The organism is Anoxynatronum buryatiense (assembly GCF_900182905.1).
Classification (GTDB): Bacteria; Bacillota; Clostridia; order Peptostreptococcales; family Tindalliaceae; genus Anoxynatronum; species Anoxynatronum buryatiense.
In genome coordinates, this window is sequence record NZ_FXUF01000013.1 from 22,645 (window position 1) to 46,531 (window position 23,887).

The 23,887-nt window shown below is 45.1% G+C and carries 19 protein-coding genes and 4 pseudogenes; 13 read left to right on the top strand and 10 right to left on the bottom strand.

Annotated features, from left to right (window positions below; genetic code table 11):
• Positions 1-23: 23 nt before the first annotated feature.
• The 10 genes and pseudogenes from QOL74_RS14245 to QOL74_RS14290 form a co-directional block, all read left to right on the top strand.
• A pseudogene (locus tag QOL74_RS14245) lies at positions 24-493 on the top strand (IS66 family transposase); the annotation flags it as partial.
• Positions 429-683 (top strand): hypothetical protein, encoded by a 255-nt coding sequence (locus QOL74_RS14250; protein WP_283410238.1) that lies wholly within the window; start codon positions 429-431, stop codon positions 681-683. The pseudogene QOL74_RS14245 and the gene QOL74_RS14250, both read left to right, overlap by 65 nt.
• A 417-nt stretch (positions 684-1,100) precedes the next feature.
• The gene (locus QOL74_RS14255) at positions 1,101-1,535 is read left to right on the top strand and encodes a hypothetical protein (protein WP_283410169.1); all 435 of its coding nucleotides are present in this window, start codon (positions 1,101-1,103) and stop codon (positions 1,533-1,535) included.
• A 145-nt stretch (positions 1,536-1,680) separates the two neighbouring features.
• On the top strand, positions 1,681-1,914 hold the full coding sequence (locus tag QOL74_RS14260) for a transposase (RefSeq protein ID WP_283410170.1): 234 nt from the start codon (positions 1,681-1,683) through the stop codon (positions 1,912-1,914).
• 98 nt (positions 1,915-2,012) lie between these two features.
• A pseudogene (locus tag QOL74_RS14265) lies at positions 2,013-2,336 on the top strand (helix-turn-helix domain-containing protein); the annotation flags it as partial.
• 155 nt (positions 2,337-2,491) lie between these two features.
• Positions 2,492-2,639, top strand: a pseudogene (locus tag QOL74_RS14270) (IS66 family transposase); the annotation flags it as partial.
• A 129-nt stretch (positions 2,640-2,768) separates the two neighbouring features.
• Complete coding sequence (locus QOL74_RS14275; protein ID WP_283410171.1) at positions 2,769-4,001, top strand: tyrosine-type recombinase/integrase; 1,233 nt, start codon at positions 2,769-2,771, stop codon at positions 3,999-4,001.
• A complete protein-coding gene (locus QOL74_RS14280; RefSeq protein ID WP_283410172.1) occupies positions 3,998-4,981 on the top strand; it encodes a tyrosine-type recombinase/integrase in 984 nt (327 codons plus the stop codon). Before QOL74_RS14275 ends, QOL74_RS14280 begins: the two co-directional genes overlap by 4 nt.
• Positions 4,974-6,002 (top strand): tyrosine-type recombinase/integrase, encoded by a 1,029-nt coding sequence (locus QOL74_RS14285; RefSeq protein ID WP_283410173.1) that lies wholly within the window; start codon positions 4,974-4,976, stop codon positions 6,000-6,002. The genes QOL74_RS14280 and QOL74_RS14285 overlap by 8 nt, the downstream gene beginning before the upstream one ends.
• Positions 6,003-6,140: 138 nt before the next feature.
• Positions 6,141-6,743, top strand: a pseudogene (locus QOL74_RS14290) (IS66 family transposase); the annotation flags it as partial.
• A 440-nt stretch (positions 6,744-7,183) separates the two neighbouring features.
• Here the strand turns inward: QOL74_RS14290 and QOL74_RS14295 are convergent.
• Positions 7,184-7,999, bottom strand: a complete 816-nt coding sequence (locus QOL74_RS14295) for a YczE/YyaS/YitT family protein (RefSeq protein ID WP_283410174.1) — start codon at positions 7,997-7,999, stop codon at positions 7,184-7,186.
• A 264-nt stretch (positions 8,000-8,263) separates the two neighbouring features.
• Between QOL74_RS14295 and QOL74_RS14300 the strand changes: the two genes are divergently transcribed.
• The 3 genes from QOL74_RS14300 to QOL74_RS14310 all read left to right on the top strand — a co-directional run bounded on the left by QOL74_RS14300 (position 8,264) and on the right by QOL74_RS14310 (position 10,897).
• Complete coding sequence (locus QOL74_RS14300) at positions 8,264-9,160, top strand: LysR family transcriptional regulator (protein ID WP_283410175.1); 897 nt, start codon at positions 8,264-8,266, stop codon at positions 9,158-9,160.
• A gap of 205 nt (positions 9,161-9,365) precedes the next feature.
• The gene (locus QOL74_RS14305; protein ID WP_283410176.1) at positions 9,366-10,064 is read left to right on the top strand and encodes an aspartate/glutamate racemase family protein; all 699 of its coding nucleotides are present in this window, start codon (positions 9,366-9,368) and stop codon (positions 10,062-10,064) included.
• 92 nt (positions 10,065-10,156) lie between these two features.
• Positions 10,157-10,897, top strand: coding sequence for a hypothetical protein (locus QOL74_RS14310; RefSeq protein ID WP_283410177.1), 741 nt, complete (start codon positions 10,157-10,159; stop codon positions 10,895-10,897).
• Positions 10,898-10,942: 45 nt separating this feature from the next.
• Here the strand turns inward: QOL74_RS14310 and QOL74_RS14315 are convergent, their stop codons facing one another.
• The 9 genes from QOL74_RS14315 to QOL74_RS14355 form a co-directional block, all read right to left on the bottom strand.
• Complete coding sequence (locus QOL74_RS14315) at positions 10,943-12,130, bottom strand: hypothetical protein (RefSeq protein ID WP_283410178.1); 1,188 nt, start codon at positions 12,128-12,130, stop codon at positions 10,943-10,945.
• 20 nt (positions 12,131-12,150) lie between these two features.
• Complete coding sequence (locus QOL74_RS14320; RefSeq protein WP_283410179.1) at positions 12,151-13,146, bottom strand: LacI family DNA-binding transcriptional regulator; 996 nt, start codon at positions 13,144-13,146, stop codon at positions 12,151-12,153.
• A 13-nt stretch (positions 13,147-13,159) separates the two neighbouring features.
• Positions 13,160-15,292 carry a phosphodiester glycosidase family protein gene (locus QOL74_RS14325; RefSeq protein WP_283410180.1) on the bottom strand — a complete coding sequence of 711 codons (2,133 nt, stop codon included), beginning with the start codon at positions 15,290-15,292 and terminating at the stop codon, positions 13,160-13,162.
• 31 nt (positions 15,293-15,323) lie between these two features.
• Positions 15,324-17,030, bottom strand: coding sequence for an ABC transporter permease (locus tag QOL74_RS14330; RefSeq protein ID WP_283410181.1), 1,707 nt, complete (start codon positions 17,028-17,030; stop codon positions 15,324-15,326).
• Between the two features lie 84 nt (positions 17,031-17,114).
• Complete coding sequence (locus tag QOL74_RS14335; protein WP_283410182.1) at positions 17,115-18,113, bottom strand: ABC transporter ATP-binding protein; 999 nt, start codon at positions 18,111-18,113, stop codon at positions 17,115-17,117.
• 80 nt (positions 18,114-18,193) lie between these two features.
• Positions 18,194-19,225 (bottom strand): extracellular solute-binding protein, encoded by a 1,032-nt coding sequence (locus tag QOL74_RS14340; protein WP_283410183.1) that lies wholly within the window; start codon positions 19,223-19,225, stop codon positions 18,194-18,196.
• Between the two features lie 441 nt (positions 19,226-19,666).
• Positions 19,667-21,283, bottom strand: coding sequence for an amidohydrolase (locus tag QOL74_RS14345; RefSeq protein WP_283410184.1), 1,617 nt, complete (start codon positions 21,281-21,283; stop codon positions 19,667-19,669).
• A gap of 14 nt (positions 21,284-21,297) precedes the next feature.
• Positions 21,298-22,173 carry a carbon-nitrogen hydrolase gene (locus tag QOL74_RS14350; protein WP_283410185.1) on the bottom strand — a complete coding sequence of 292 codons (876 nt, stop codon included), beginning with the start codon at positions 22,171-22,173 and terminating at the stop codon, positions 21,298-21,300.
• Positions 22,174-22,261: 88 nt separating this feature from the next.
• On the bottom strand, positions 22,262-23,629 hold the full coding sequence (locus tag QOL74_RS14355; protein ID WP_283410186.1) for a Na+/H+ antiporter NhaC family protein: 1,368 nt from the start codon (positions 23,627-23,629) through the stop codon (positions 22,262-22,264).
• Positions 23,630-23,887: the final 258 nt, after the last annotated feature.

The window sequence follows — 23,887 nt, forward strand, 5'->3', positions numbered from 1 at the left end:
CCTTTTCCAGAGGCCTGTATGTGTTCTGCAACCGGCTCTTTGAGCTGGAAAGGGAGTTGCCAGAAGACCGTTACACTGCCCGCCTGGAACAGTCAAGGCCTGTGCTGGAGGCCTTCTTGGCGTGGCTGAAAGAAAACAAACCTCCGCCCTTCCCAAGTCACCCCTGGGAAAAGCCATTACTTACTGCTTAAACCAGTGGCTCCGGCTGGAAGGGATGGCCGACTGGAAATGTCCAACAATCGGGCAGATCGGGGCATCAAACCCTTTGTCATTGGCCGGAAGAACTGGCTCTTTGCCAACACCTCCAAGGGAGCCAAAGCCAGTGCCATTATCTACATCATTGTAGAAACTGCCAAAGCCAATGGCTGAGTCTTACCTATTTGAAAAACTCCCCAACATGGATCTGATCGATCCAGCAGTGATGGAGAATGTTCTTCCCTGGTCAAAAGCGTTGCCGGCTTCTTGCTTCAGTGGTGCTAAGCCGCTGGTTTAGTTCATTTTATCAGGGCAGTGGTTCAGGGTCTATGTGGACAGTAATTGACGCTTACGTAGAAAAAGAGGGATTAAGAACTTTGTTTTGGCACGATGATTTGCATACTTTTTATCTGATTGGAAAAGTTGATGAAGAAACGATTGTCAGAATGGCGGAAAGCTTAAAGTTAAAAAAACAATTTTTAATGTAACAGATTATATGATTACTCCGTTCTTAATTACAAGGAGGTGATCATATGGCAAAGTTAAAAATTATTAAATGCTGATTGTTATATTAATGATCTGTATGTTCACAGGACCAGTTTATGCATTTGATGAATTTGAGAGGAGGTCAAGTGTAAATTCTGAAGAATCAATCAATCCTTTGTTTGCGCATGCTATATTGTTTCAAAACAATTTTGACATCGCTTCAAACGGTTAAGTGTCGGTTTCATCTTACTTAACAGCTAGTAATGTGGATTCCCTTGGAATCACAATTAGTTTGCAACAATACGTCGATAATAGATGGAAAACAATATAATCGTGGTCAAATACGAATAATGGTGCTTACATGGGACTTAATGATAGTTACTTGGTTTAGATGTTGCGTATTAACACGGGAGGTTACTATGTCAAAAAAAATAGCTTTTCATCATTTAATTACCTTGTTAATATTCGTCATATATGCATTAGTAGGACAATACATTGAAGATTATATTAATCACTACCGAATGCAGACCTACAATCCACTTATTGTGATAAATATGATTGTTACAATGGCTTTTAACAGCGGGGTAGGAATATTACTCGCTTATGATTACTTTTTGAATGAAAAAAAGAAGGAGGGAAGTTGGAAAGTAGATAAATATAAATTATTCATAATTTGCATACCAGCTTTATTTTTATCAGTCGGATCATGGATATATTATTTAAGGATTCCAGTATTATCACATATACTCCAATTATTAGTTCATTTGAGAATCACCGCATTGAATATTTTTCAAATACTATTTGGCTATACTTTAACAACCAGCTTTTTCAAAAATGATAGCAAAAGTCATTAATCAGTATGACTAATATTCAATTCTATTCTGAGTTTAAAGGCGCCTTCGCACAGGGGAAATGCCCCTTGGCCCCCTTAAAAACCAAGACACCCGCAACTTAAAAACTACACTATAATACTATTAGGTCATTAAGGAGGTGTCTCTCATGGGAAGTCGCCGAAAATACAGTGATGAAGAAAAACTGCAGATGGTCAGTCGCTCTCTGAAAGGACAGTCCTTACATGAAATCAGTGAAGAAACAGGGATCCACCCCGCTCTCCTCAGTCGATGGCGTAAGGAATATGTGGAGACAAGCCAGTTTGGTCATAAAAAGCAGTCTTCGCCCCCGCTTTTGTTGCCAGAAGAAGCTCAGAAAGAACTGGACCGTCTTAAAAATTGACTGGAAGAAAAGAACCTTGAAATCGCAGTTCTTCGGGATATGCTAAAAAACCACTGACCTCCCTGAAGAAAACCCAGGTATTGATAAAGTGGCACGCCATGGGCTATCGGGTTCAACTGCTGTGCCATCTTGTCGGGCTGTCCAGAGCTTCCTACTGCCGACTCACCGCATTGGGCGAATGTAAGGGGAAACCAGTCCTGGCAGTGGTTCCTTCCAGTGTTACAAGATACAGCTACGACCTAAAGGGCACAAAATATGATGATCCTGGGCTGAAGAAATTGTTAGAAGACATCGTTGCCGGCGAAGGATATAACTATGGGTATCGAAAACTCACCTTTTGCTTGCGAGCAAAGCACCATATCCACATTAACAAGAAAAAGGTGTATCGTTTGTGCAAAGAAGCCCATCTTCTTAAGCCTGCAAGGAAGCCTAAAAGAAAGTCTCCCCGAGTATTGGCAAGAAATCGCTTTGTCACAGGTCCCAATCAGTTGTGGCAGGGAGATATCAAGTACGGTTACATCCATGGTGAAGAAAGAAGCTTCTACATCCTGTCTTTCATTGATGTGTTTGAAATGTTCCCATCCGCCTGTATGGCTACCAGACCACCCAGGCCAGCAAACACCCTTGACGCCTTCCTGAAAGGCTTCAAGGGGTATCTGCACACTGACGGGTATCAGGGCTACAATCAGATTCCCGGGGTGAAAGTCATCGGCTGTTGGGCTCATTATCCGAGCAATATGATTATCCGAGAGGATATCTGAAAGCAGCGTAAAAACCGACTCAATCTGATATCTTCTCCAATAATACTCATCTCCGATAGAATGGGATTACAAACATTCTAAGGAGGTATTATTGTGAATCCAGAAGAAATTAGAAACCTATCGTTTGGAGGATTGCTTGACGAATTATTGCAAGATCTCGAGGAAAAGTCTTATGCTAAACTGACGTTGTGCAACTATCGCCGGACACTCAGAAAAATTGACTCTTTTATGGTTAAACAAGGTATCGATGTATACACTCCCGAAATTGGCATACAGTACTACGAAATCTACATTGCTGAGAATGAACTGGGCTCCTCACGGCAAAGATTTATATTCACAACAATCCGAAGGCTAAATGACTTTTATTGCGGCAAGGATTATCAAATTCAGGAGAAACAGAAAATAGATCAGATGCCAAGAAATTATGAGCATGTGTTGGTTCTGTATGCTACAGCGTGTGCTGAATCGGGTAACAAGGAAAACACTATCGAGAAGAAGAAACGATGTGTTCGCGTTTTCTTTAGAAAATGCATGTCACTTGGGTGTTTAGACATTCTATCCTTGAACGCAGCTTGCATCACGCGAGCTTGCCTGGCAATCAAGAACAAGGATACTTTGGACGTGGTCAGAGCATTCCTGATATTTTTAAGCAGCAGAGGAATGCTCGAAACAGATTTTTCACCACTTGTTCCACGATACAAACAACCCGTTAAAATACCAGAAACCTTTAGTGAAGAAGAAGTCTGTAGATTTGAGGCTGCCGTCAACCGCTCAAGTGATGTTGGTAAGAGAGACTATGCAATGCTGCTCTTGACGACAAGGCTGGGTATGAGATCTGGAGATATCGCAAAGCTGTCTCTGGATGAGCTGGATTTTGAGCACGAAGAAATTTGTTTCATACAACAGAAGAACGGAGAGATGCTACAACTCCCGATGTTGTTGGAAGTCAAAAAAGCATTGACTGAATACATTAGCAATGTACGTCCCAGTGTAGCAATTAAGTCGGTATTCTTGCGACACAGAGCACCCTACCAGGGAATCACCACTTCTGTCCTTCGATTTGCAACAGCAAAGTATTTTGATTTAGCCGGCATTGATATATCCGCACGAAAGCATGGCCCTCATACATTTAGGTCATCTTTGGCCAGTTCAATGGTCAATGATAATGTTCCATACGAAGCTGTCAGGACTATCTTGGGACATTCTGATCCCGATGCAATAAAGCACTATGCAAAGCTCAACATAGAAAAGCTGCGTGAGTGTGCCATAGAAGTACCAGAACCGACGGGCTCATTTAAAGCATTCCTTGAAGGTGAACGGCCATGATCCAGTTTAGGAGTGTATTGCAAGATGAAATTACCGATTTCTTGGCACTTCGCAAAGAAACAAAAAGCAAAAGCACCTATGACCACGATTGCCACACGTTTAGGTTTTTAGACAACTACCTCTGTTCTATCAATTGTGACGATAAGAATCTCACAGAAGAACAGATGACCGGCTGGAGTAGTACCCTTGGAGGAAAGAGCAGTTCTATTGCCAACGTGGTGCGTGTTATCAAAACCTTTCTGGTGTACCTTAAGGGATATGGAGTTAATGCTTATATTCCACCAGTTCCAAAGGTCAGCGATGATTACATTCCGTATATATTCTCTGATGGTGAATTGAAACTTATATTCTCCATTGCAGATACCTTGCAAAAGACAAAACCACGAAAGAATAATCTTATTCACGTGGAGTTTCCGATGATTTTGCGCCTCATGTGTGGATGCGGGCTTCGCATCGGTGAAACGCTTTCGTTAAGAGTAAAAGATGTAGATTTTGATATCGGTGTGCTGACACTGAGGCACACTAAAGGTGATAAGCAAAGGCTTTCACCTATGCATCCTTCTTTGACAAAAATCATGAGACAATACTGCATGGCCATGGGGATGATCGGTTGTCCCGAAGCATATCTTTTTCCCACCTCGGATCCGACGGAGCCGGTGACTGCACATAATACCCAGCATAAGTTCGATTTCATACTGGAACAGGGTAATATCTTCCTGCTTGGAAGAAAGAAACATCAGAGAGGCCCATGCTTGCATTGCCTTAGGCATGTGTTTGTATTCCAGTCTTTTGCTAAGGCAGAACAAGAAGGTCGCAGAATTGATGACATTGTTCCATACCTTTCCATCTATCTGGGGCATGACAGTCTGAAAGAAACAGAAAAATACATGAAGTTTAGCAGCGAAATGTTTCCGGATGCCATGGAACTGTTTGATGGTTACACTGCGCAAGTATTTCCGGAGGTGAATTTTAGTGAATAAACCTTCGCGATTTTTGGAGTTGCTGAACAGTTTTTTTACAAGCTACATGCCCTGTTCCATTGGAGCAAGCCCTCACACGGTTACATCCTACAAATATGCTTTTCGGTTACTACTGGAGTTCATGTATTCCACAAAGGGAATTCCTGCCGATAAGATCTCCTTTGAACAACTGGATTTTCAAACCCTGACAGAATTCCTTGACTGGATAGAGAAGGATCGTGGCTGCAGTGCATCAACAAAAAACCAGAGACTTTCAGCTATCATGTCTTTTTCGGACTATGCTCAGAACCGGGATTTTGCTGCTGCTTCAGTATTTCGAAGCGGTGTTATTAAAATTCCCGTGAAAAAAGCTCAGAAAAAGCAAAGAGCGGTGCTATCCGTGCAGGAAGTCTCAATACTCCTTCGCTTACCTAACGACAGTAAGAATATCGGCCTCAGAGACAAGGTGCTACTTAGCTTAATGTATGCAAGTGGAGCAAGAGCACAGGAACTATGCGACCTGACGGTAGGAAGCGTACAGTTTAACACAAAAGGAGCTACCCTGAACATCAAAGGGAAAGGCGGGAAGTCAAGGCGCGTTGGTATTCCAGACAATTGCTCAAAGATGCTGCAGAAATACATTTCGCACCGCCGACTGAACGCAAAGCCTGACAAGCATGTTTTCTCAAGTCAAACCCATGAGCACATGACTATTTCCTGCGTTGAAGGGATTTTTAAGAAATACGTACGACAGGCTAAGGTTGAGAATCCAAGCTTGTTCAAAGAAGACAGTTATCCACCTCATTCCATGAGGCACTCAACTGCAAGTCACATGCTGGAAGCTGGTGTTCCAATTGTAGTCATAAAGAATTTTCTTGGTCACGCATCGCTCCAAACAACGCAAATCTATGCAGAATTGTCAAAGAACGTGGTGGATAAACACTTGAAAGAATGGAATGAAAAATGGTTCTTTCATGACTCTGAAGAAACGAGAGAATCTAAAGACAAAAATGAGCTGCCGGATTTCTTGTCGATTAGATAAATCATAGGCTTAGGTCAGATCATGGTTAGGTTATCCGAGAAAAAGCAGAAAGTCTCTTGAAATTAGGCGATTTTTAACATTTCTTCTTGGATAATCATATTGCTCGGATAATGAGCCTTATCTTACTTCTCGAATAAGGCTCATGCTCGGCGTATGTTCACCGATGCCTTGAAGGTGCTCACCAAGGAGAAGGAACCCCTCTCCCATACCAGGTCCTCCGAAGGGCTGGCCTTTTGCAACCGGCTCTTTGAGCTGGAAAGGGAGTTGAAAGACCTTTCGCCAGAAGACCGTTACACTGCCCGCCTGGAACAGTCACGGCCTGTGCTGGAGGCTTTCTTGGCGTGGCTCAAAGAAAACAAACGTGCCGCCCTTCCCAAGTCACCCCTGGGAAAAGTCATCACTTACTGCTTAAATCAGTGGCCCCGACTGGAAGGGATTCTCCTGGATGGCCGGCTGGAAATCTCCAACAACCGGGCAGAGCGGGGCATCAAGCCCTTTGTCATCGGTCGAAAGAACTGGCTCTTTGCCAACACTCCCAAGGGAGCTAAGGCCAGTGCCATTATCTACAGCATTGTGGAAACGGCCAAAGCCAATGGTCTGAGTCCTTTTCACTATCTAATGCACCTATTTGAAAAACTCCCCAACATGGATCTGACCGATCCAGTAGCGATGGAAAATGTCCTTCCCTGGTCAAAAGCGCTGCCAGCTTCTTGCTTCAGTGGTGCTAAGCCGTTGGTTTAGTTCATTGTATCAGGGCAGCGGTTCAAGGTCTATGTGGGCAGTAATTGACGCTTACTTTCCATCGGGTCAATCCAACCGTTCAGCTAACAATCTCCGACTATTGTTGTAAGTATCTTACACCACAAACCCCTGTATTAATCATGAAATCTGTTTTCACTTTCAGACGAACAAAACCCTGTACTGCCTTTATCTACAGTTCTTTTTCTGATGCTTTTCTAAACCACAAAAAAATCACTGGCCGCAGAAGTGGTTCCTGGAGTCAGTGATTTAAATGGCTTTTTTACCGAACTGTTATCAAGTTCCTGTCAAATCGTTATCAAGTTGTTATCAAGTTGTTATCAAGTGGCTAAAATGCTTAAGGTGCTTAAAATGCTATAAGATGCTTAAGCTATTTTAGATATTCAAGAGAATAACCGCGATATATAGCTTTGATGGCATATTTAGAGGCTTTCATCCATGGCGGTAACCGGTCTTTCGCCGGCGACTCGCCGGGGTGCCACATGTTCCCGCCAAAACTGCACCACATTTTTCTGTTCAACAGCGTGAGCGTCAAAACCTGTCCATTGAAAGACCATGGCCATCACTTTACCGCCTGTCAGTGCCAGCAGAATGGTGCCAAACCCAAAGGGACCGCCCAGTGCCAGACCTAACAGGGTGACAGTCACTTCGATGGCGGTTTTCACCACCCCTGCTGATTTACTGGTCAGTTTCATGAGCATGAGCATCAGCCCATCCCGGGGGCCGGCTCCCAAGCCGCAGCTCATGTAGAGAGATACCCCATAGGAAAGAACGAAAAGCCCCGCCATGGAGAAGCCCACCTGAGACACCAGGCCCGAAGGCGTGGGCACCACTGCCATCAGCTCCAGCAGATCGATGAAAAAACCCACAAAAAACATGTCGAAAATCGTGCCGATACCAGGATAGAATTTGAACAGCGTCATCATAATGATGATGAACAATCCGATGATCTGGCTCCAGACACCAAAGGAAACACCGGTGACATTCACCAGCCCCGCATTGAGAATTCCCCAGGGGAACAGCCCGATGTTGGCGTGAATCATCATCACCGTTCCCAGTGCTGCCAAAAAAAGACCAATGATGAGCTTGGGAAAAAGCCAGAACAAGGATTTGGTGAATGGTTGACCTTTTGGTCTGATTATCATGTTCACAACGCTCATCTTACCCCAACCTTTCATGTGGGTTGCTGCGGCACCGCCGCTCATTAAGGTGACCCAGTTTCGATGTTCCGGTTTCATCACCATCTCTATGCATCGGAGATTAGCTGCTCTTTGAGGTGATGTTAGGTGATGTTAAGTGATGTTAAGTGATGCTAGGTGATGCTAGGTGATGCTAGGTGATGTTATTTGTTGATGATTTTTGGTTGAGGTCAAAGGTAGAATCATCTTTCTTGGAATAACTTGCATTCTTCTTGTAATCATGATTATAATGGAAACAGCAGCATTAGTAAAATGAATGTTTTTAATTGCTGGCATGAGACTTATTCATGAAAGGGTGGCGACATGCGTTATCGCATCTTTCAGAAAATCATTGAAACAGGAAGTTTTACTTTAGCGGCGGAAGCCCTTCACCTGACACAGTCTGCCGTCAGTCATGCGGTCGCTGCCCTGGAAAAGGAAATGGGATTCCTTCTCTTTCACCGATCAAAAGGGGCTGTTCGCCCAACCGAGGAAGGCATCTCCATGATTCCCTATGTGGATGCCCTGGTGGCGGCCGAAGACCGGCTGCTGAACCAGGTACATGCCGTGAATCAACTGGAGTCGGGCAAACTTCGGGTAGGCAGCTTTGCCAGTGCCTCCACCCGTATTCTGCCTGACATTTTCAAAGTTTTTGATGAACGGTATCCCAATATTGCCATTGATTTTTTCGACGATGGGTATGAAATGATTAAGGAGCAATTGCTTCAGGCACGAATTGATGTGGGGTTTTTGCTGGATACCCACTTGGATGACCGGTTTTATGCCCTCCCCTATTTTGTGGATGAAGTGGTGGCAGTGCTGCCCCGTCACCACAGCAGCGTACTGGCTGAAGCGCCTGCCCGACTCTGCGGGTCACTGCCACTGGAAGCACTGTCTCATTACCCCCTCATCATGCCCGACAATGCCCAGGACACTTATCTGGAACAGCTCTTTCAGGCTCACCAGGTGCGCCCCCGCATCAAATACCGGTTTCAGCTGATGTCAACGGTTTTCGCCATGGTGGAGGTGGGGCTGGGGATCACGCTGGTGGCTGAATCGGCGCTGGCCAAGACCGCCTATGAAGTGGATCGGCTTCCTCTAAAACCCCGGGTATACCGCAACATTCATCTGGTCACCACCCACCGGCAATTGGCTTCTCCTGTGGTGCAGGCGTTTTTGCAGGTGGCCCGCCAGGTGCGGCCTCACCCGTTGACACCATGAGCACAAAACTGTTGACAGTGTCATCCTCATTGTCAGTATCAAGCTCAAAAGGGGTTGGCCGGCATCCATCACACCTTCCCCTGGATCAAGTGCGTGAATCCAGCCTACTAGAGCAAAGCATTCAGCCGTGAAACATCCTTCGAGCCTCTATCGTCTACATATTTATAGCAGCACTATCACAAAATAACCAAAAGGGAGTGATTCTATGCCTTCGCCAAATACTTCTTCAGTCAATGATGCCCCCTCCATCAACCGGCCCGTGGGGATCATCGGCGGCACTCATTTTGACGCCCGCCTGGGGGAAGCTTTTTTTCAGCAGCAGGGTGTGACCACCGTTGCCCGGGGGATTTCCGACACCCCGGAGGAGGCTTCGGCCCTTCAAATTCTTTCACCCTTTAAGCTTCATCGCATGGTGGTGAATGAGCTAAACCGTTTGAAGCAGGATCACGATATTCACACTGTCTGCCTGTACTGCAATTCTCTCAGCGCTGCCATCGACCCCGCCGCGGCGGCTGAGGAAACCGGCCTGCGGGTGATCACGCCTCTGGATGTTTATCGTCTGGGAGCTGACCGGTACCGGCGCATGGGTCTTATGGCCGCCAACTGTCAGTCACTGGGCGGCATCGAAAAAGTAATTTTGACACAAAATGAGGCGGCCCAAGTGATCGGCGCCGCCATGCTTGAAATTGCCGTTGAAATTGAAAAAGGGACAGATCCCCGGGAGATTCTTCGCTCATTCGGACTTCTGCAGCTGGTGCGGTTTTTTGAAGCAGCGGCAGTGGAAGTGCTGATTCTCGGCTGCACCCACTTCCCTTACCTGAAGGCTTCTCTGGAGGGTGTCACTGCCATTCCCCTGCTGGACCCGGCTGCGGAAATGGTGTGGTTGTGCCAGTCAGGGGAATGACCATAAGAATCTTGATGAAGTGATGGACGAAAAAAATCGATCAGTCGTTGATGGTGGCGTCATTCAATCCCTATCACAAGGAGCGGATCCCCATGAGAAAAGTTCAATCACTTACCCCTTTGTTGCCGGTGCTGTTGGCAGCCCAGCTGCTGCTCACAGGCTGCACATCCTCACCGGCGAACACCCCCAATGACGCGTCCCGCGACGCAGAAACCGCCAATTTGCAGACAACCATTGAAGAACAGCATGTCCTGATTGCAGCACTGCGAGAAGAAAAGGAGCAGCTGGACAGCCAGGTGTCTTTTCTGGAAAACCAACTGAACCAAGCTGCCTCCGAATCTTTGCTGATGACAGCCCTGACATTGGTAGAGCTCATCGCCAACCAGGATTTTGAAGCTGTGGCCCTCTATGTGGACCCAGATGAAGGCATTCGTTTCTCCCCTTATGGTTACGTTAATGTGAGCGAGGATTTGGTTTTTTTGCCCCAGGAATTGGAAACCCTTCTCCAGGATTCAACCGTGTATACCTGGGGCGGTTTTGACGGCTCCGGGCACCCCATTGATAAAACCTTTGCCCAATATTATGACCGTTTCATTTATGATCAGCATTTTGCCAGCCCTCACCTGATTGGCAACAACACCATTGTTGGCACCGGCAACTCCCTCATTAATCTGAGTGAGGTGTATCCTGCTGCCGAGTTTGTGGAGTTTCACTTTACAGGCTTTGATCCCGACTATGGAGGAATCGACTGGTGCAGTCTGCGGCTTGTATTGGAAGAACAGCATGGCAGCTGGATCTTGCGGGGCATCGTCCATGATCAATGGACGATCTGACAGCAACCATTCTGACACATATTCAGTTGCGCCTGAAACGTACTGTTAGTGTGATCGGTTGTTTGAAGCAGTCTTAATTGTTTTCACCAGATCGGTGTACTCTTTTTGCCTCCTGGCAAATTTTTCATACAGGTTTTCTTGGCTCACTTGATCTATTATCAGGTAGAGTTTATCTCTTAATTCATTCAGCTTTTTGTTATCATGCCTGGCCGATAGTTCTTCAAGGATTTCCCCCACCTTATCTTTCATGTTGTGATGATCGATCATTTTGCTCATGTAAAAGGACAATGATTCTAAACCCTGGCTATCCAAATGACTTTGAGACTTGAATCTTCCCCAATCATATATAAAACGTGTCAGGTTTTTTTCCAGATAGAACAAATACTCTTTTTTGGCTTCATAAGGAGGTTTGTGAATAATCGTTAAGGCTTGATCCGGTACGAAGAATGAACGATACCGCGCATCATGTTTGTTCGTGGCTGTTAACGCATTGCCGTTTTCATACAATAGCCTTGTGGCTAACAAAAATGAAAAATCTTCGCCCCGCGTCACATCTTCTGGGTGAAACATGGTTTCAAATACATCCTTGTGGATAATCATATTCCCTCCAAAACCAAATATAGACTCTTTAATCGTAGGATCACTCATAAGTTTTGTCATGTCTTTATTCATCGAAGAAAACTTTTCCCAGCTTTTCAAATCGTCTTTCGTTGTGATCATCACTGTTCTGTTCTTCTCGTACGGCGCAGTAAAAATGGATTTATCGCTATGCTGGCATAGTAATGCCCTCAGCGTGACAAGATACGATTCTCTCAGTATTTCATCATCGTCAATTTGAATGACATAATCCATGTCATCTTCTGCCGCATATAAGAACCCCTGGTTGCGAATCGTCGAATAGTTCTCCACTGAATAAAAATCTGAATCATATTTTTTTTGATTCCCAGCAATATGGCTATTTGTGATAATTTCATACGGGTATTTTGAAGTTTCGACAATTTTGTTGATTTTTGCCTCGATGATCGCGTCATTGGCAGTCGCTTTGGAAACATCTATCCCGAACAGATAAAGTTTAACATCCTCTTCAATCGCCGCTAACGCATTAATCGATTGAATGGTGTGGGAGAGCGTTTCAACCTTTTCAAATTCATCAAGATAAGTCGGATGATCAAAAGTATGATAGACGTTTTTGTCTGCTGCTACGTAAACATTTATTACAATGCCCAGTTTCATATGGTCTCTCCCCGCTTCATTTATGGTGTTTCAGTCGTTTCTCTGATGATAAAGTTACTTTTAATAATTTTAGACGGTGGCGTCTTTCCTTCAAAAATATCTTTAAGGGATTCAATCATTGCTTTCGCTATTTCATCTGAATTCTGATCGATGGTCGTGAGCGAAGGGGAATAATACGCCGACATCGGAATGCCATCAAATCCAACCACTTTCGTTTGTTCTGGAATCGCTATTTTTCTGATGTTGAGCGCTTTTAATACTCCCAGCGCTTTCTCGTCTCCCGATACAATTATTCCATCAGGCATTTTCTCTTTAGGCACGCTCATGACATGATTGTACCCATCTTGAGAGGTGCGAATGTCTGTGATGATTTCATGTTCTAATTGAAAGCGGGTTACCCCATCTATGAATCCCTGTTGCCTTTCTTCGTTCACTGTATACGCCAGGCTTCCTAAATAGAAGTGAATCTTTCGGCAGCCAAGATTCTTTAGATAAATGACCGCATTATAAATGGCATCATAATTATCGATATCCACATAAGGGTTTTTTTGATTGATTAATGATTTGCCCAACGTGACTGTCGGCAGATCATCTTCCCTTTGTGTGTGGTCTGTCGATGGTTTTTTCCTCGTATTCAGCTGTAGTAAGCCGTCTGCTATCCCTTCAGCAAAGATCGAATTGCGGTTGGTATCTAAATGATCAATTTGGTGAAGGATTAGTTTGTATCCATACTTTTTGGCATATCCATTCAAACTTTGAAATAAATTCATGTACCATTGTCCAATGAAAGGCGTGTTTTGTTTTTCCACACTGACAATAATGTGGTAGATGGATTTGACTCTCAAATTTTTTGCATAAATATTAACATTGAAGTGCGTTTCATCTAAGATTGCCTGCACTTTTTCCCTTGTCTTGGTTTTCACATTAGGATGATTGTTAATAACCCTTGATACCGTTCGAATGGATACACCTGATAGTTCACTGATGTCTTTGATGGTTAGATTTTTATTTTTCATATTCATTACCTATTCATTTTTTATTTTCCTGATTGCATTTCAGCTGAAACACAAAAAAGGAATTGACGGGTCTCACCATGCCAGTCGCATTGTATTTTGAAGCACAGGGAATATTTAATTCGGTAAAAACACCTTGGCTGGCATATCCCAGACAACTGGATGCCCCGCCATCTAAATTCACCAGCCAATCTAAATCTTGATGCTCCCTTAAGACATGCACCACCACCTCATCAAATCTAACTCCTTCACTCTCCTTAATTCTACCCGAAAAAGAATATAGCAACATTTCGCCAGCCAGTGTCTTTCCAATGACGCTGCGAGGTCCTCTTTTGAATTCGTGCACAATGGTTTCTTGTGACTTTAAAGAATTCTCATGCAACCACCCTTCATTCTCAAAATTTGATAATTGCTTGGCGTAGGTTTCAACTAAGTTCTCACCATTTTTATAGAGAAAGGTGCCGCCGCCCGCTGCCACCACGACCTGATCCCACGTGCTTTTAGGTATGTCTTTCGGATAATCAATTTCCATGTGCATGGATACTGTTGCCATTTCACTGATAAGATTAAAATCAAAGTATTTGAAAGATAAGACAATGGCCGTTGGCGGTACGGTTCGAGTCCCATAAAAAAAGTCCTGCAGCACATTATTAATGAACACTAAATTGTAGCGGTTCTTCATCTTCTCAGCTGAATTGCCATCAAATGGCGTCATCAAGAAAACGGCTTGTTCCCCGTCCATGGGATTGATCTGACTTTCTTCCAGTTCATACGTGCTGTTTAAAAGCTTGATTTTAGCTTTGTTAATGACTCTATTGCCAGCAATTACATCCCCATCCCTTGTAATGCCAACGAATGCTTTGTTAAACAAAGGCGGTAGTTCTATCCCCTCTTGATAGTATAAATAATCCATATAAAAATTCTTAAGGGTTAATTTCTTTTCTTTAGGGGAGATGCCGGCATTATATTCATCTCTCAGTTTTTCTGTGTAAAAATACAACCCGTTTAAGTATACATAATCACCACTTTTGTTTTTGAAGTAAGCCCTCGGATACACCAGGTCTTTTTGGGTTTGATACGGAGAGACAAATGTGACATGCTGTAATTCTTTTGGATGAATGACGGCTTTCGCATACTGCAACGGGGGATTTGCACGATGATATAAGCTGATTTGCGAAGGTAATGACGGCGTGTGCTGCATGTCATATTCATAATAATTAGAAGCTAATCGTTTGTCGTTTTCATGTAACTGGTGCGCATAATGGTAGAGTGAATAGGCTCCCTTCTCAACCATCGTGCAATTTTTGTAAGCGAACTCATTCTTTTTTATATATGCCAGAAAGGGATGCACGCCATCCCCATACACTTCAAATAAATTGGTGAAGCCCTGTGAATAAGGATTCAACGCATTTCCGATGATTAGTTTATCTCCCGGTATATCATTGACCCGATACAGGCTTAATTCGCCCAACAGAATGGTTAACCGCTCCTGCTGACCAAATGATGGATGGGCTGGATTGATGTACGGCTCGTCTGATTGATCCAATTGGATGTCAATCTCTAATTTGTCGAACCGTCGTACTAAATGCAACAGCTCTTCATACGTGGGCTCATTGATGACCTCATGCACCTTAACCAACACACTGATTGAATGCGTTGCTCCTATTTTTTCCAAATATCTTAACATCAGTTCAAGCTGTTGATAGTGCTCGCTCACAATCAATAAAGGCTTGCCGCGAAAAGTAGGCAGGCACCTGTTTTCTTCCCATACAAGACGTAACGAGTTGCGTTTATTTTCATCAATATTATAAAATGCGATCTCTGTCAATGATATGTTACCATGATTTCTTTTGAAGTCATTCATCCTGTTAATACCAGGCAAAAACTGTTTTCTAATTCTCACTAAGTCACCATATATCTCTAAATTGTACTTGGTGCGATACTGTGCATCGTTTAAAAAATAGCCTTCTATTTCACGATAATATTGCTTTTTCAGATCATCGTCTTCAAAAGAAACTTCGGCCACTTTATCATACAGCATATGTTTACCCTTTGATAAGTCGATTTGAAACTCAAAAAATTCAAAGCGATTATATTGATTATATGATTGTATCCATGCTCTCATGAAGTCACTTTTAAACTCTTTCATGGATGTTCCTCCAGTTTGATGTTCCTCCAATTTAAAGAACTTTCTTTTGTTTGCCATAAACTAATGACAATGAAATCGTTGAAATCAGCATCAAAATCACCGAGTAGACCAATACAAGCGCTTGAGCATTGGGATTAATTTGACTTTCGGCATTATTCTTCATGACAACACCCAATGGCTCATACAGCGGGTGATAGAGTAATACAGACAAATCATAATCTGCCAACAGCGCATTAAAATTAAGGACAAAAATCGCCAGAATAAAGGGGCGAATGACAGGGAATACGATTTTACGAAAAATATAAAACGGTCTCGCTCCCATGCTTTTAGCCGCTTCTTCTAATGAATGGTCCACATTGTACAAGGCCGCATTGGTCATGCGTAAAGTGAAAGGAATCTTGATAATGATGTACCCCACTAACAACATCACCGGTGTTCCTGTCAAAACCTTTCCAAACAACAACATTCTTTTGGTATCATATGTCACTATTAAACCCATGGCGATCAGTGTTGAAGGAAGCAGCCACGGGGTCATCAGTGCATAATCCACGACACTTCTGTAGAAGGATTTTCCACTCCTCAGGTACCGTGCCAGTGTCAAAATCAACGCACCCACCATGAAAGCTGCAAGGGTAGCATAGACGATACTTGTCAAGTAGGGTTTGTATGAGGAAGGTTGAAATAGCAGCGACGTGTAGTTTTGCAGCGTGAAAGAACTGATTCTGATATTTCCGGTGGCGATGGTATACCCATCAGTAAACGAGTAAATAATGATCAATAGAATTGGAATCACATAGATCAGAAAAATGGTATAGGCGCTGACATGCAAGAGTATATTAACCGCAGGATTTTTAATTTCTTGCTTTATCAACGTTGTTTTGACTTTTGAAACAGACATGTAGTGATACCTTGACTCTATTATTTTGGAAATAAACAAAGTGAAGATGGTCGCTATCCCGAGTATGAGAGATAAGACCGTTGCAATATCACGCGAGGCAATGCTTTTTGAGAATCTGATAATCATCGGATTGATTGTCTGAAAATGTTCTCCTCCGATCATTAATGGTGCTGAGGTCGCACCTAATCCAGTCAACACAATGAGGATGGTGATGGCAAAATAATTGGGGCTTAGCACCGGCAAGACCACTTTTGTTAAGATCGTCCAACTGGAAGCTCCCATACTTTTTGCCGCTTCTATGGTTTGGTAATCAATATTCTTTAAAGCGTCAGATAAAAATATAATATGAAAACTTGTTAACGCAAAAGTCATCACAAATGTAACCGCACCATATCCTTCAAACCAGTGTGGATTCATCGCAGGAAAAATTTTCATTAGCATGTTCGTTATCACACCTGAGCTTCCATACACAAAAAGATAGCCGGACGCCAGTACAATTCCACCGTATACTAACGTACTGCTATACCCGATTTTCAGAAACCGGCTGCCTTTTATTTTGAAATAATCAGACACCAAAACAATGAACGTCCCCAATAGGTTGACGGTGATTGCCAACGTTCCCGCCAGAATAAAACTATTTTTTAGACTTCGCATGGCCCTGCCTGATTTCATAAAACGTTCAATGGCAGAAATCGTGAAGCGGCCATCCTGAAAAAAAGTTTCAAAGATCAAGTTGATATTTGGAAATATCAGAAAAGCAAAAAGCAACCATGTCGTTCCACTCAAAAATAAGAAGTGCATTGCATTTACCTTTTTCATTTTAGCCATTATATGTTTCATATTAACTCCCCTTGTGCAATTAAGTGGAGCCGAGGCAGTTCAACCAGGGCCGAAGTTTTTTCGAAAACAGCGCCATTCATTGGCCTAAAAAGTTAAAATGGCATTTTTATCAATGTAAATGTCTACGTGATCCCCAATGGCACAATCGTTTCTTTCGTTATCGATCACATAACTTCTCATCAGGTCACCTTGGTACTGATAGGTGTATTTACTCAGATTTCCATAATACTCTTTCTCTACAAGTACCACCCCCAATTTATGATATCTCTCAGGGCTCGGGTGAGGGGGTTCTAAATAGATCTTTTCCAGTCTGATGTAGGCTTGAAGCTTGATGTCTATTTCCAACTCTTTTTTCAGATTCCCCGGCAATAAATTAATGTCCCCAATAAAATTCGTTACAAATTCAGTTTTCGACTCATTGTAGATTTCTTTTGGTGTGCCTACTTGCTCTAAATAACCCTTATTAAACACTGCGATTCTATCTGAAATGGTTAAAGCTTCTTCTTGATCATGGGTGACATAGATGGTGGTGATCCCAAATTCTCTTTGCAGCCTTTTCAGCTCCATTCGAAGCTGCCCTCTCAAATTTGCATCCAAATTTGAAAGTGGTTCATCTAAAGCAAGTATTTTAGGTTTCATGACTAACGCCCGTGCAATTGCGACTCGTTGTTGCTGGCCTCCACTTAACTCTGAGACTCTTTTATTCAACTGCTCATTGTTTAAATCTACTTTCTCTGCTATTTCCCAAACCATTTGCTCAATCAACGTTTTGGATTTTTTTTGCAACTGAAGGCCAAATGCAATATTGTCAAACACATTCATTGTCGGGAATAGCGCATAGCTCTGGAAAACAATGCCTATCTCTCTTTCTTCCACCGGTTTATCGTTCACCCTGACTCCTTCGATCAGAATAGTGCCCTGAGAAGGCTTAATAAAACCCACCAGACTACGTAACGTGGTTGTTTTACCGCAGCCAGATGGCCCTAGCAACGTGAAAAACTCACCTTCGTTAATGATTAAATTAAGGTTTTGGATTGCCACAAAATCCCCGTACCTGATCTCTACGTTATCGAATGTAATCATTTTACACTCCTTCAACTTTTTCAATCGCTTTAATAGCGACAGCCGAAGAATGAACTCGGCTGTCGCAGGATTGAGTTGTTTTATCTCATGATTTCCAACTCTATTTTTTCGGCCCACTTTTCGATATGGGCACCAACAAAGCCCCAATCAATGTCTTGAACAGTAAGGGATTCGTCAATGGCTCTAATATATTCTGGCGCAAATGAAAGTGCTTCTTTGTTAGCCGGTAAAGAATAAAATTCTTCAGCCCATTTGCCTTGTACTTCTGCCGAGCCAAACCAATCTAAAAACTTCTTCGCTTCATCAATGTTTGAAGATCCGTCAATAATACCAATCTGTTCAACCACATAAGGAACGCCCACCGCCGGCTTCGCATAGTAAGACTTGACGCCATATTGCTCTTCCCGGGCTGCAAGTCCACTTGACCACATTTGGCCCATTGGCGTTGTTCCTTCTGCTAATAGCGCATAAAATTCTTCACCCTCTTTTGCAATGTATCCATTGTCATAGAGTTGTTTAACAGCTTCCCAGCCTTCTTCGGATACACCCAACTCTCCGTTCTCATCTAGATACCGTACTAAGATGCCGCTAATAACCGCCCTCGTTGTGCCGCCTGAAAGACTTGAAAACAGAAAATACTGACCATGAAATGCTGGGTTCTCCCATAAATCTGTCCAATCCTGGGGACCCGTTGCTTCACTATACACATCTTGGCTGTATATCAGTAATATGGCTTGCTTGACCAATGAATGATAGTATCCATCCTTATCGTTCATGCCTTCCTCAACTTCACCGGCCCATTCAGGAACATATTCAAGGAGAACGTTTTCATTTTTTAAGGATTCAAATCCCATTGTGTTTAAACCAAAAACGATGTCGGCAACCGGATTATTCTTTTCTGCAATCAGACGATTGGCAAGATCTCCACCACCAACCTGAACTGCCGTGACAGTAAAGCCTGCTTCTTTCGCTTTTTCCTCTACCCATTCACCACGACCATCAGTGAGGGAATTGGAGTAAATAACCAACTCGCCACTACCCTCTTTTTGTCCACAAGCTGGTAATGTCAACAACATCATCGCAATCACTATCAGACAAATCCATTTTTTCATGACTGTCCTCCTCTGAGTATTATTATTTTGCCATCGTTGGCAATTTGAATTATACACTCTTATGGATGCTTTATCAAGTGTTTTTAGATGAATATTGTACTTATCTAGTGATAATGTCACCTAAAGGTTAACTTGAGAAAATATCACCTCATACGATAAACTACCGTCATGAAAAAGAGGTTCTTATCATTTGAGCAAACAACCACTGGACCGATTCAACATCATTTCTCTTGCCATTGCAGGATATCTTATGTGCAAAGAAGCTGTGACAGATTTCTTATTTGAGATTGAATAATGGGTATGGATTCAGACGATGATACTGTCAGTCACTGGGAGATATCGAAAAGTGAGTTTGACGCAAAGTGAGGCGGCCCAATGCATTGGGGCCGCCATTCTGGAAATTGCTATTGACATTGAAAAAGCGACCGTTCCTGTCTCTGATCACCCGTTGATGATGGCCCCGTCCATCATGGTAAACGTCACCCGGGTACGGCGAATGGCTTCCGGGTCAATGTCAAAAAGATTCTGGTCGAGAATCACCATGTCGGCCAGCCTGCCCGGTGCCAGGGTGCCCAGTGCTGCCTCTCTGCCGGCACTGTAGGCCGAACCGTAGGTGTAGCCCCGAAGTACTTCTGCCATGGTCAATTTTTCTGAGGGAGTCCATCCGCCGGTGGGCTCCCCGTCGTTATGCAGCCGGGTGACTGCCCGGTAGATCTCCAGAAAAGGGTTGTTACTCACCACAGGGCAATCGCTGCCAATGGCCAGGAGCCCGGTTTCCCGCTGGAAAGACTTCATGGCAAACATGCGGGCAGCCCGTTCTTCTCCCATCACCTGGCGAAAGGGGGTGGCGGCAAAGGTTTGGGTCATTGCCAGATGCTCCGGCATAAAGGAGGGAATCACCTCCAGCTGCCGGTACCGGGGAATATCTGTCGGGTCCACCAACTCATTATGCTCAATGGTGTGGCGTACAGCCCGAGGGCCATGCAACTTTACTGCTGCTTCAATATAATCCAGTGCCAGTCTGGCGGAACGGTCTCCACAGGAATGAAGGCAGATGCTGAAGTTCCGCCGGTGGCCTTCACCAATGGCGTGGCCGATGGCTTCCAGGTCGCAGAGGCTGGCGCCCCGGTCTCCCGGCGGACCGTCAGCATAATCTTCCAGCATCAGTGCCGTGTGGGTGGTGGAGACACCATCCATAAATTGTTTCAAATGACGTACCTGCAGCCGTTCACTGGCGTAGGTGCGGCGCCAGTTTTCTGCTTCATCCAAATCTCCCAGTAAATCAGGGGCCGCATGCACCCGCAGGGGCAGCTCACCGTCAGCTTCCATCTGAGCATACACCTGCAAATTGCCCAGGTTACGGCCAAAATAGGGCTGCATATCTTTCACGGCTGTGATGCCATAGCCAGCGGCACTTTTCAGGTAGTCCCTGATATACTCTTTTTCCTGTGAAGGTGATAAATCAAAGGCCAGCCGACCCACCAATCCCAGGGCAGCCTCTTCCAAAAACCCGGTGGCTTCGCCGGCATCATCCCGGTGAATGGTGCCATAGGGCGGGTTGGGGGTATCCCGGGTAATGCCGGCCAGTTCAAGAGCCTTGGTATTTACCCAGGCACCGTGTGCTTCAGCATTGACAAGTATCACCGGTCGATGAGGCAGCCATTGATCCAGCGAGTGGCGGGTCGGCAGCCGGGGTTCTTCCCAAAACACATGGTACCAGTTGAAACCGATGACCCACTCCTGGTCTGGAACGGATGCGGCGTAGCCCTGCACCATGGCAGCCGCATCGGCTTCGGTGCGGGCCTCTCCCAGATTGACACACTGCTGGTACATGCCGGCCAGCACCAGATGGGTATGGCTGTCGAAGAAGGCGGGCATCACCAGCCCGTCGCCGGCATCCAGGATTCTGGTGGCTGTACCGGTCAAGGCATCTGCCTCCTGCCGGCTGGTGCCCACCTGCAGAATGCGGTTTCCCTGCACAGCCACAAATCCGGCAAAGGGTTCTGGCTGAATGCTGTCGAAAATGGCCTTCCCCCAAATAAGATAATCTGCTTTCATAACGTCCCTTCTTCCTAATCAGTGATCACTTTCTGCAAAATTTCGCCATAGCTGTCCACCCGCCGGTCCCGGTGAAACTGGAGAATATCCCGGGCTTTTCTGATCTCTGCCAGATCAAGGGTGGCCATGAGAATTTCATCTTCTGTGCGGCCAGACTCGGCCAGCACCTTCCCCCAGGGATCGCTGATGAAGCTGCGGCCGTAAAAATCCATATGCCCCTCATCGCTCTCTTCCCGGCCCACCCGGTTCACGGTGGCCACGTACATGTTGTTGTGAATGCCGTGGGCACGAATGGCATCTACCCAGGTTTGGGAGGTGTCCAAATCTGGATTGTCTGGCTCAGAGCCAATGGCTGACGGGTAGAAAACAATGTCTGCTCCCTTCAGTGCCAGAATGCGGGAAGGTTCTGGGAACCACTCGTCCCAGCAGATGAGCACACCAATGTTGCCGAAGCGGGTTTTAAAAACGGGATAGCCGGTGTCACCGGGGGTAAAGTAGTATTTTTCAATGTACTGGGGCCCTTCAGGAATATGGTGCTTCCGATATTTCCCCAGATAGGTGCCGTCGGCGTCAAAAACGATGGCTGTGTTGAAGTAGACACCGTCCATGGCATACTCATAAATGGATACCAGCATCACCACCTGCAGTTCCCTTGCCAGGGCCTGCATTTTTTCATAGGTGGGGCCTGGAATGGGTTCTGCCCAGCCATATTTTTCAACGTCAATGGTCTGGGGAAAATATTGACCTGCAAAAAGTTCCTGGGTGCAAATCACCTGCGCCCCTTTTGCGGCAGCTTCTCTGGCCATCTGCATGGCCTTTTCCACATTGGCTTCCCGGTCGGTACCGCAGGCATGCTGCAGCATAGCAATGGTCATGGTTCCTTTTTTCATATGCGTTCTCTCCCCATTGATTATTAGACTTCCTTGATTTGACGCTGCTGCAATCATTGATTTCTCTCATCTGTTAATGCTCCCTGAATTACGCCATGATGGTGCCCATCACCACAAAGAGAATGATTCCCAGCAGGGTGGGCAGGGCCACCAGAGGTATGGCTGTTTTGGCATAGTCCATGTTTTTGATCTGGGAAGAAGCACAGGTGAGGGTAACGGCATCGCCGTAAAAACAGGTATGACTTCCGAAGGCTGCGGCTGAAATGATGGCACCGCTCACTAAAAAGAGGTCCACTCCCAAAGAGGTGCCCAGGGGGATAATAATGGGGAAAGCGATGGCAGCCACTCCCCAGAAGCTTCCCGTGGCAAAAGCCAGGAACCCCACCACCATGAATGAAATGGCGGGCAGCAGTGCGGGACTCATCAATGGCTCAACGGTTTCAATGACAAAGGGGGTCAGCCCCAGCCCTTCGTTGGCCTGTTGCAGGAAAAAGGCAGCCACAATGATGCCCAGCACCAGCACCATATCTTTGAAGCCTTCCAGTGCATGGTCAAAAAAGGCATTCAGACTCATCAGTTTTTGAGGTATGAACATGACGGCACAGGTGACGATGGCCAAAATAACCCCCACCAGCATATCTTCGGTGTAGATGGTGACACCTGCCAGCAACAGCATGGGCAGGGCGAAATTAATGACTCTGGGCACGCCTTCAGGCTGGGATTCCAGCACAGCGGCTTCGCCGTTTTCATCCAGCTGGGAAGCAGGAAATACCTTGCCCGTGGTTTCAGCCCGTTCTTCCGCCTGCTTCATAGGACCGAAGCGGGGCAGTATTTTCAGGGCAAACAAGGGGACAATCAGCACTGCCACCCAGGCATAGAGAATGTAGGGAATGGTGGCAATGTAAGCACTGGTACCACTGCCGCCCACCATGACATTGTTGGCTTCCAGCTGTCCCGCCATGAAGGCTGACCACGTGGAAAAAGGAATCAGCACACAGACGGCCGCTCCCGTGGAATTAATGACATAAGCCAGCATTTCCCGGGGCACCTTGTAGTGATCAGTGACTTTGCGCATGGCAGCTCCCACCGAAAGAGCGTTGAGATAGTCATCCACAAAAACGATGATCCCCAGCACCCAGGTGATGATGAGAGCAGCTCCCCTGGATTTGGTATGCTTGGTGGCCATGGCCGAAAACCCCAGGGCTCCGCCGGATTTTTCCAGCAGCTTAATAAGACTGCCGAAAAGACCGCACACGAGAATAATCCAAACAGTGACACCATCCATCATGACCAGGTAGACGGCATCCAGCCAGGCAGGAAAAAATCCGGCCCCTTCCAGCAGGATAAAACCCACCACTGAGCCAATAAGCAACGGTTCAAAAGTGCGGCGGGTGACAAAAGCCAGGATGACCACCACCAAAACGGGGACTAAGCTGATGAGTCCATAATGTTCCATTTTCTTCACTCCTTTGCTGTTTTCATTGATCATTGTGATAACGGCTTTTGATTGACCCTCCTTTCAGCGGGCATCTCACACAGACTGCATCCAGCACCACCAACATTTCCCCTTGTTGCGGCCACTGGTTCAAGACGGGTGATCTACCCACAGATTGGTGCTTAATGCTTATTTCTAAGTGCTTGATGCTAAGTGCTTGATGCTAAGTGCTTGATGCTAAGTGCTTGATGCTAAGTGCTTGATGCTAAATGCGCTGCT

What these genes read in the sequence shown, in the direction of transcription:
- QOL74_RS14305 (WP_283410176.1), top strand. Translation starts at nt 9,366, where the DNA reads ATGCCTTCGCCAAATACTTCTTCAGTCAATGATGCCCCCTCCATCAAC.
- QOL74_RS14325 (WP_283410180.1), bottom strand. Translation starts at nt 15,292, where the DNA reads ATGAAAGAGTTTAAAAGTGACTTCATGAGAGCATGGATACAATCATAT.
- QOL74_RS14350 (WP_283410185.1), bottom strand. Translation starts at nt 22,173, where the DNA reads ATGAAAAAAGGAACCATGACCATTGCTATGCTGCAGCATGCCTGCGGT.
- QOL74_RS14295 (WP_283410174.1), bottom strand. Translation starts at nt 7,999, where the DNA reads ATGAAACCGGAACATCGAAACTGGGTCACCTTAATGAGCGGCGGTGCC.
- QOL74_RS14340 (WP_283410183.1), bottom strand. Translation starts at nt 19,225, where the DNA reads ATGAAAAAATGGATTTGTCTGATAGTGATTGCGATGATGTTGTTGACA.
- QOL74_RS14250 (WP_283410238.1), top strand. Translation starts at nt 429, where the DNA reads ATGTTCTTCCCTGGTCAAAAGCGTTGCCGGCTTCTTGCTTCAGTGGTG.
- QOL74_RS14315 (WP_283410178.1), bottom strand. Translation starts at nt 12,130, where the DNA reads ATGAAACTGGGCATTGTAATAAATGTTTACGTAGCAGCAGACAAAAAC.
- QOL74_RS14335 (WP_283410182.1), bottom strand. Translation starts at nt 18,113, where the DNA reads ATGATTACATTCGATAACGTAGAGATCAGGTACGGGGATTTTGTGGCA.
- QOL74_RS14355 (WP_283410186.1), bottom strand. Translation starts at nt 23,629, where the DNA reads ATGGAACATTATGGACTCATCAGCTTAGTCCCCGTTTTGGTGGTGGTC.
- QOL74_RS14330 (WP_283410181.1), bottom strand. Translation starts at nt 17,030, where the DNA reads ATGAAACATATAATGGCTAAAATGAAAAAGGTAAATGCAATGCACTTC.
- QOL74_RS14345 (WP_283410184.1), bottom strand. Translation starts at nt 21,283, where the DNA reads ATGAAAGCAGATTATCTTATTTGGGGGAAGGCCATTTTCGACAGCATT.
- QOL74_RS14320 (WP_283410179.1), bottom strand. Translation starts at nt 13,146, where the DNA reads ATGAAAAATAAAAATCTAACCATCAAAGACATCAGTGAACTATCAGGT.
- QOL74_RS14260 (WP_283410170.1), top strand. Translation starts at nt 1,681, where the DNA reads ATGGGAAGTCGCCGAAAATACAGTGATGAAGAAAAACTGCAGATGGTC.
- QOL74_RS14280 (WP_283410172.1), top strand. Translation starts at nt 3,998, where the DNA reads ATGATCCAGTTTAGGAGTGTATTGCAAGATGAAATTACCGATTTCTTG.
- QOL74_RS14255 (WP_283410169.1), top strand. Translation starts at nt 1,101, where the DNA reads ATGTCAAAAAAAATAGCTTTTCATCATTTAATTACCTTGTTAATATTC.
- QOL74_RS14300 (WP_283410175.1), top strand. Translation starts at nt 8,264, where the DNA reads ATGCGTTATCGCATCTTTCAGAAAATCATTGAAACAGGAAGTTTTACT.
- QOL74_RS14310 (WP_283410177.1), top strand. Translation starts at nt 10,157, where the DNA reads ATGAGAAAAGTTCAATCACTTACCCCTTTGTTGCCGGTGCTGTTGGCA.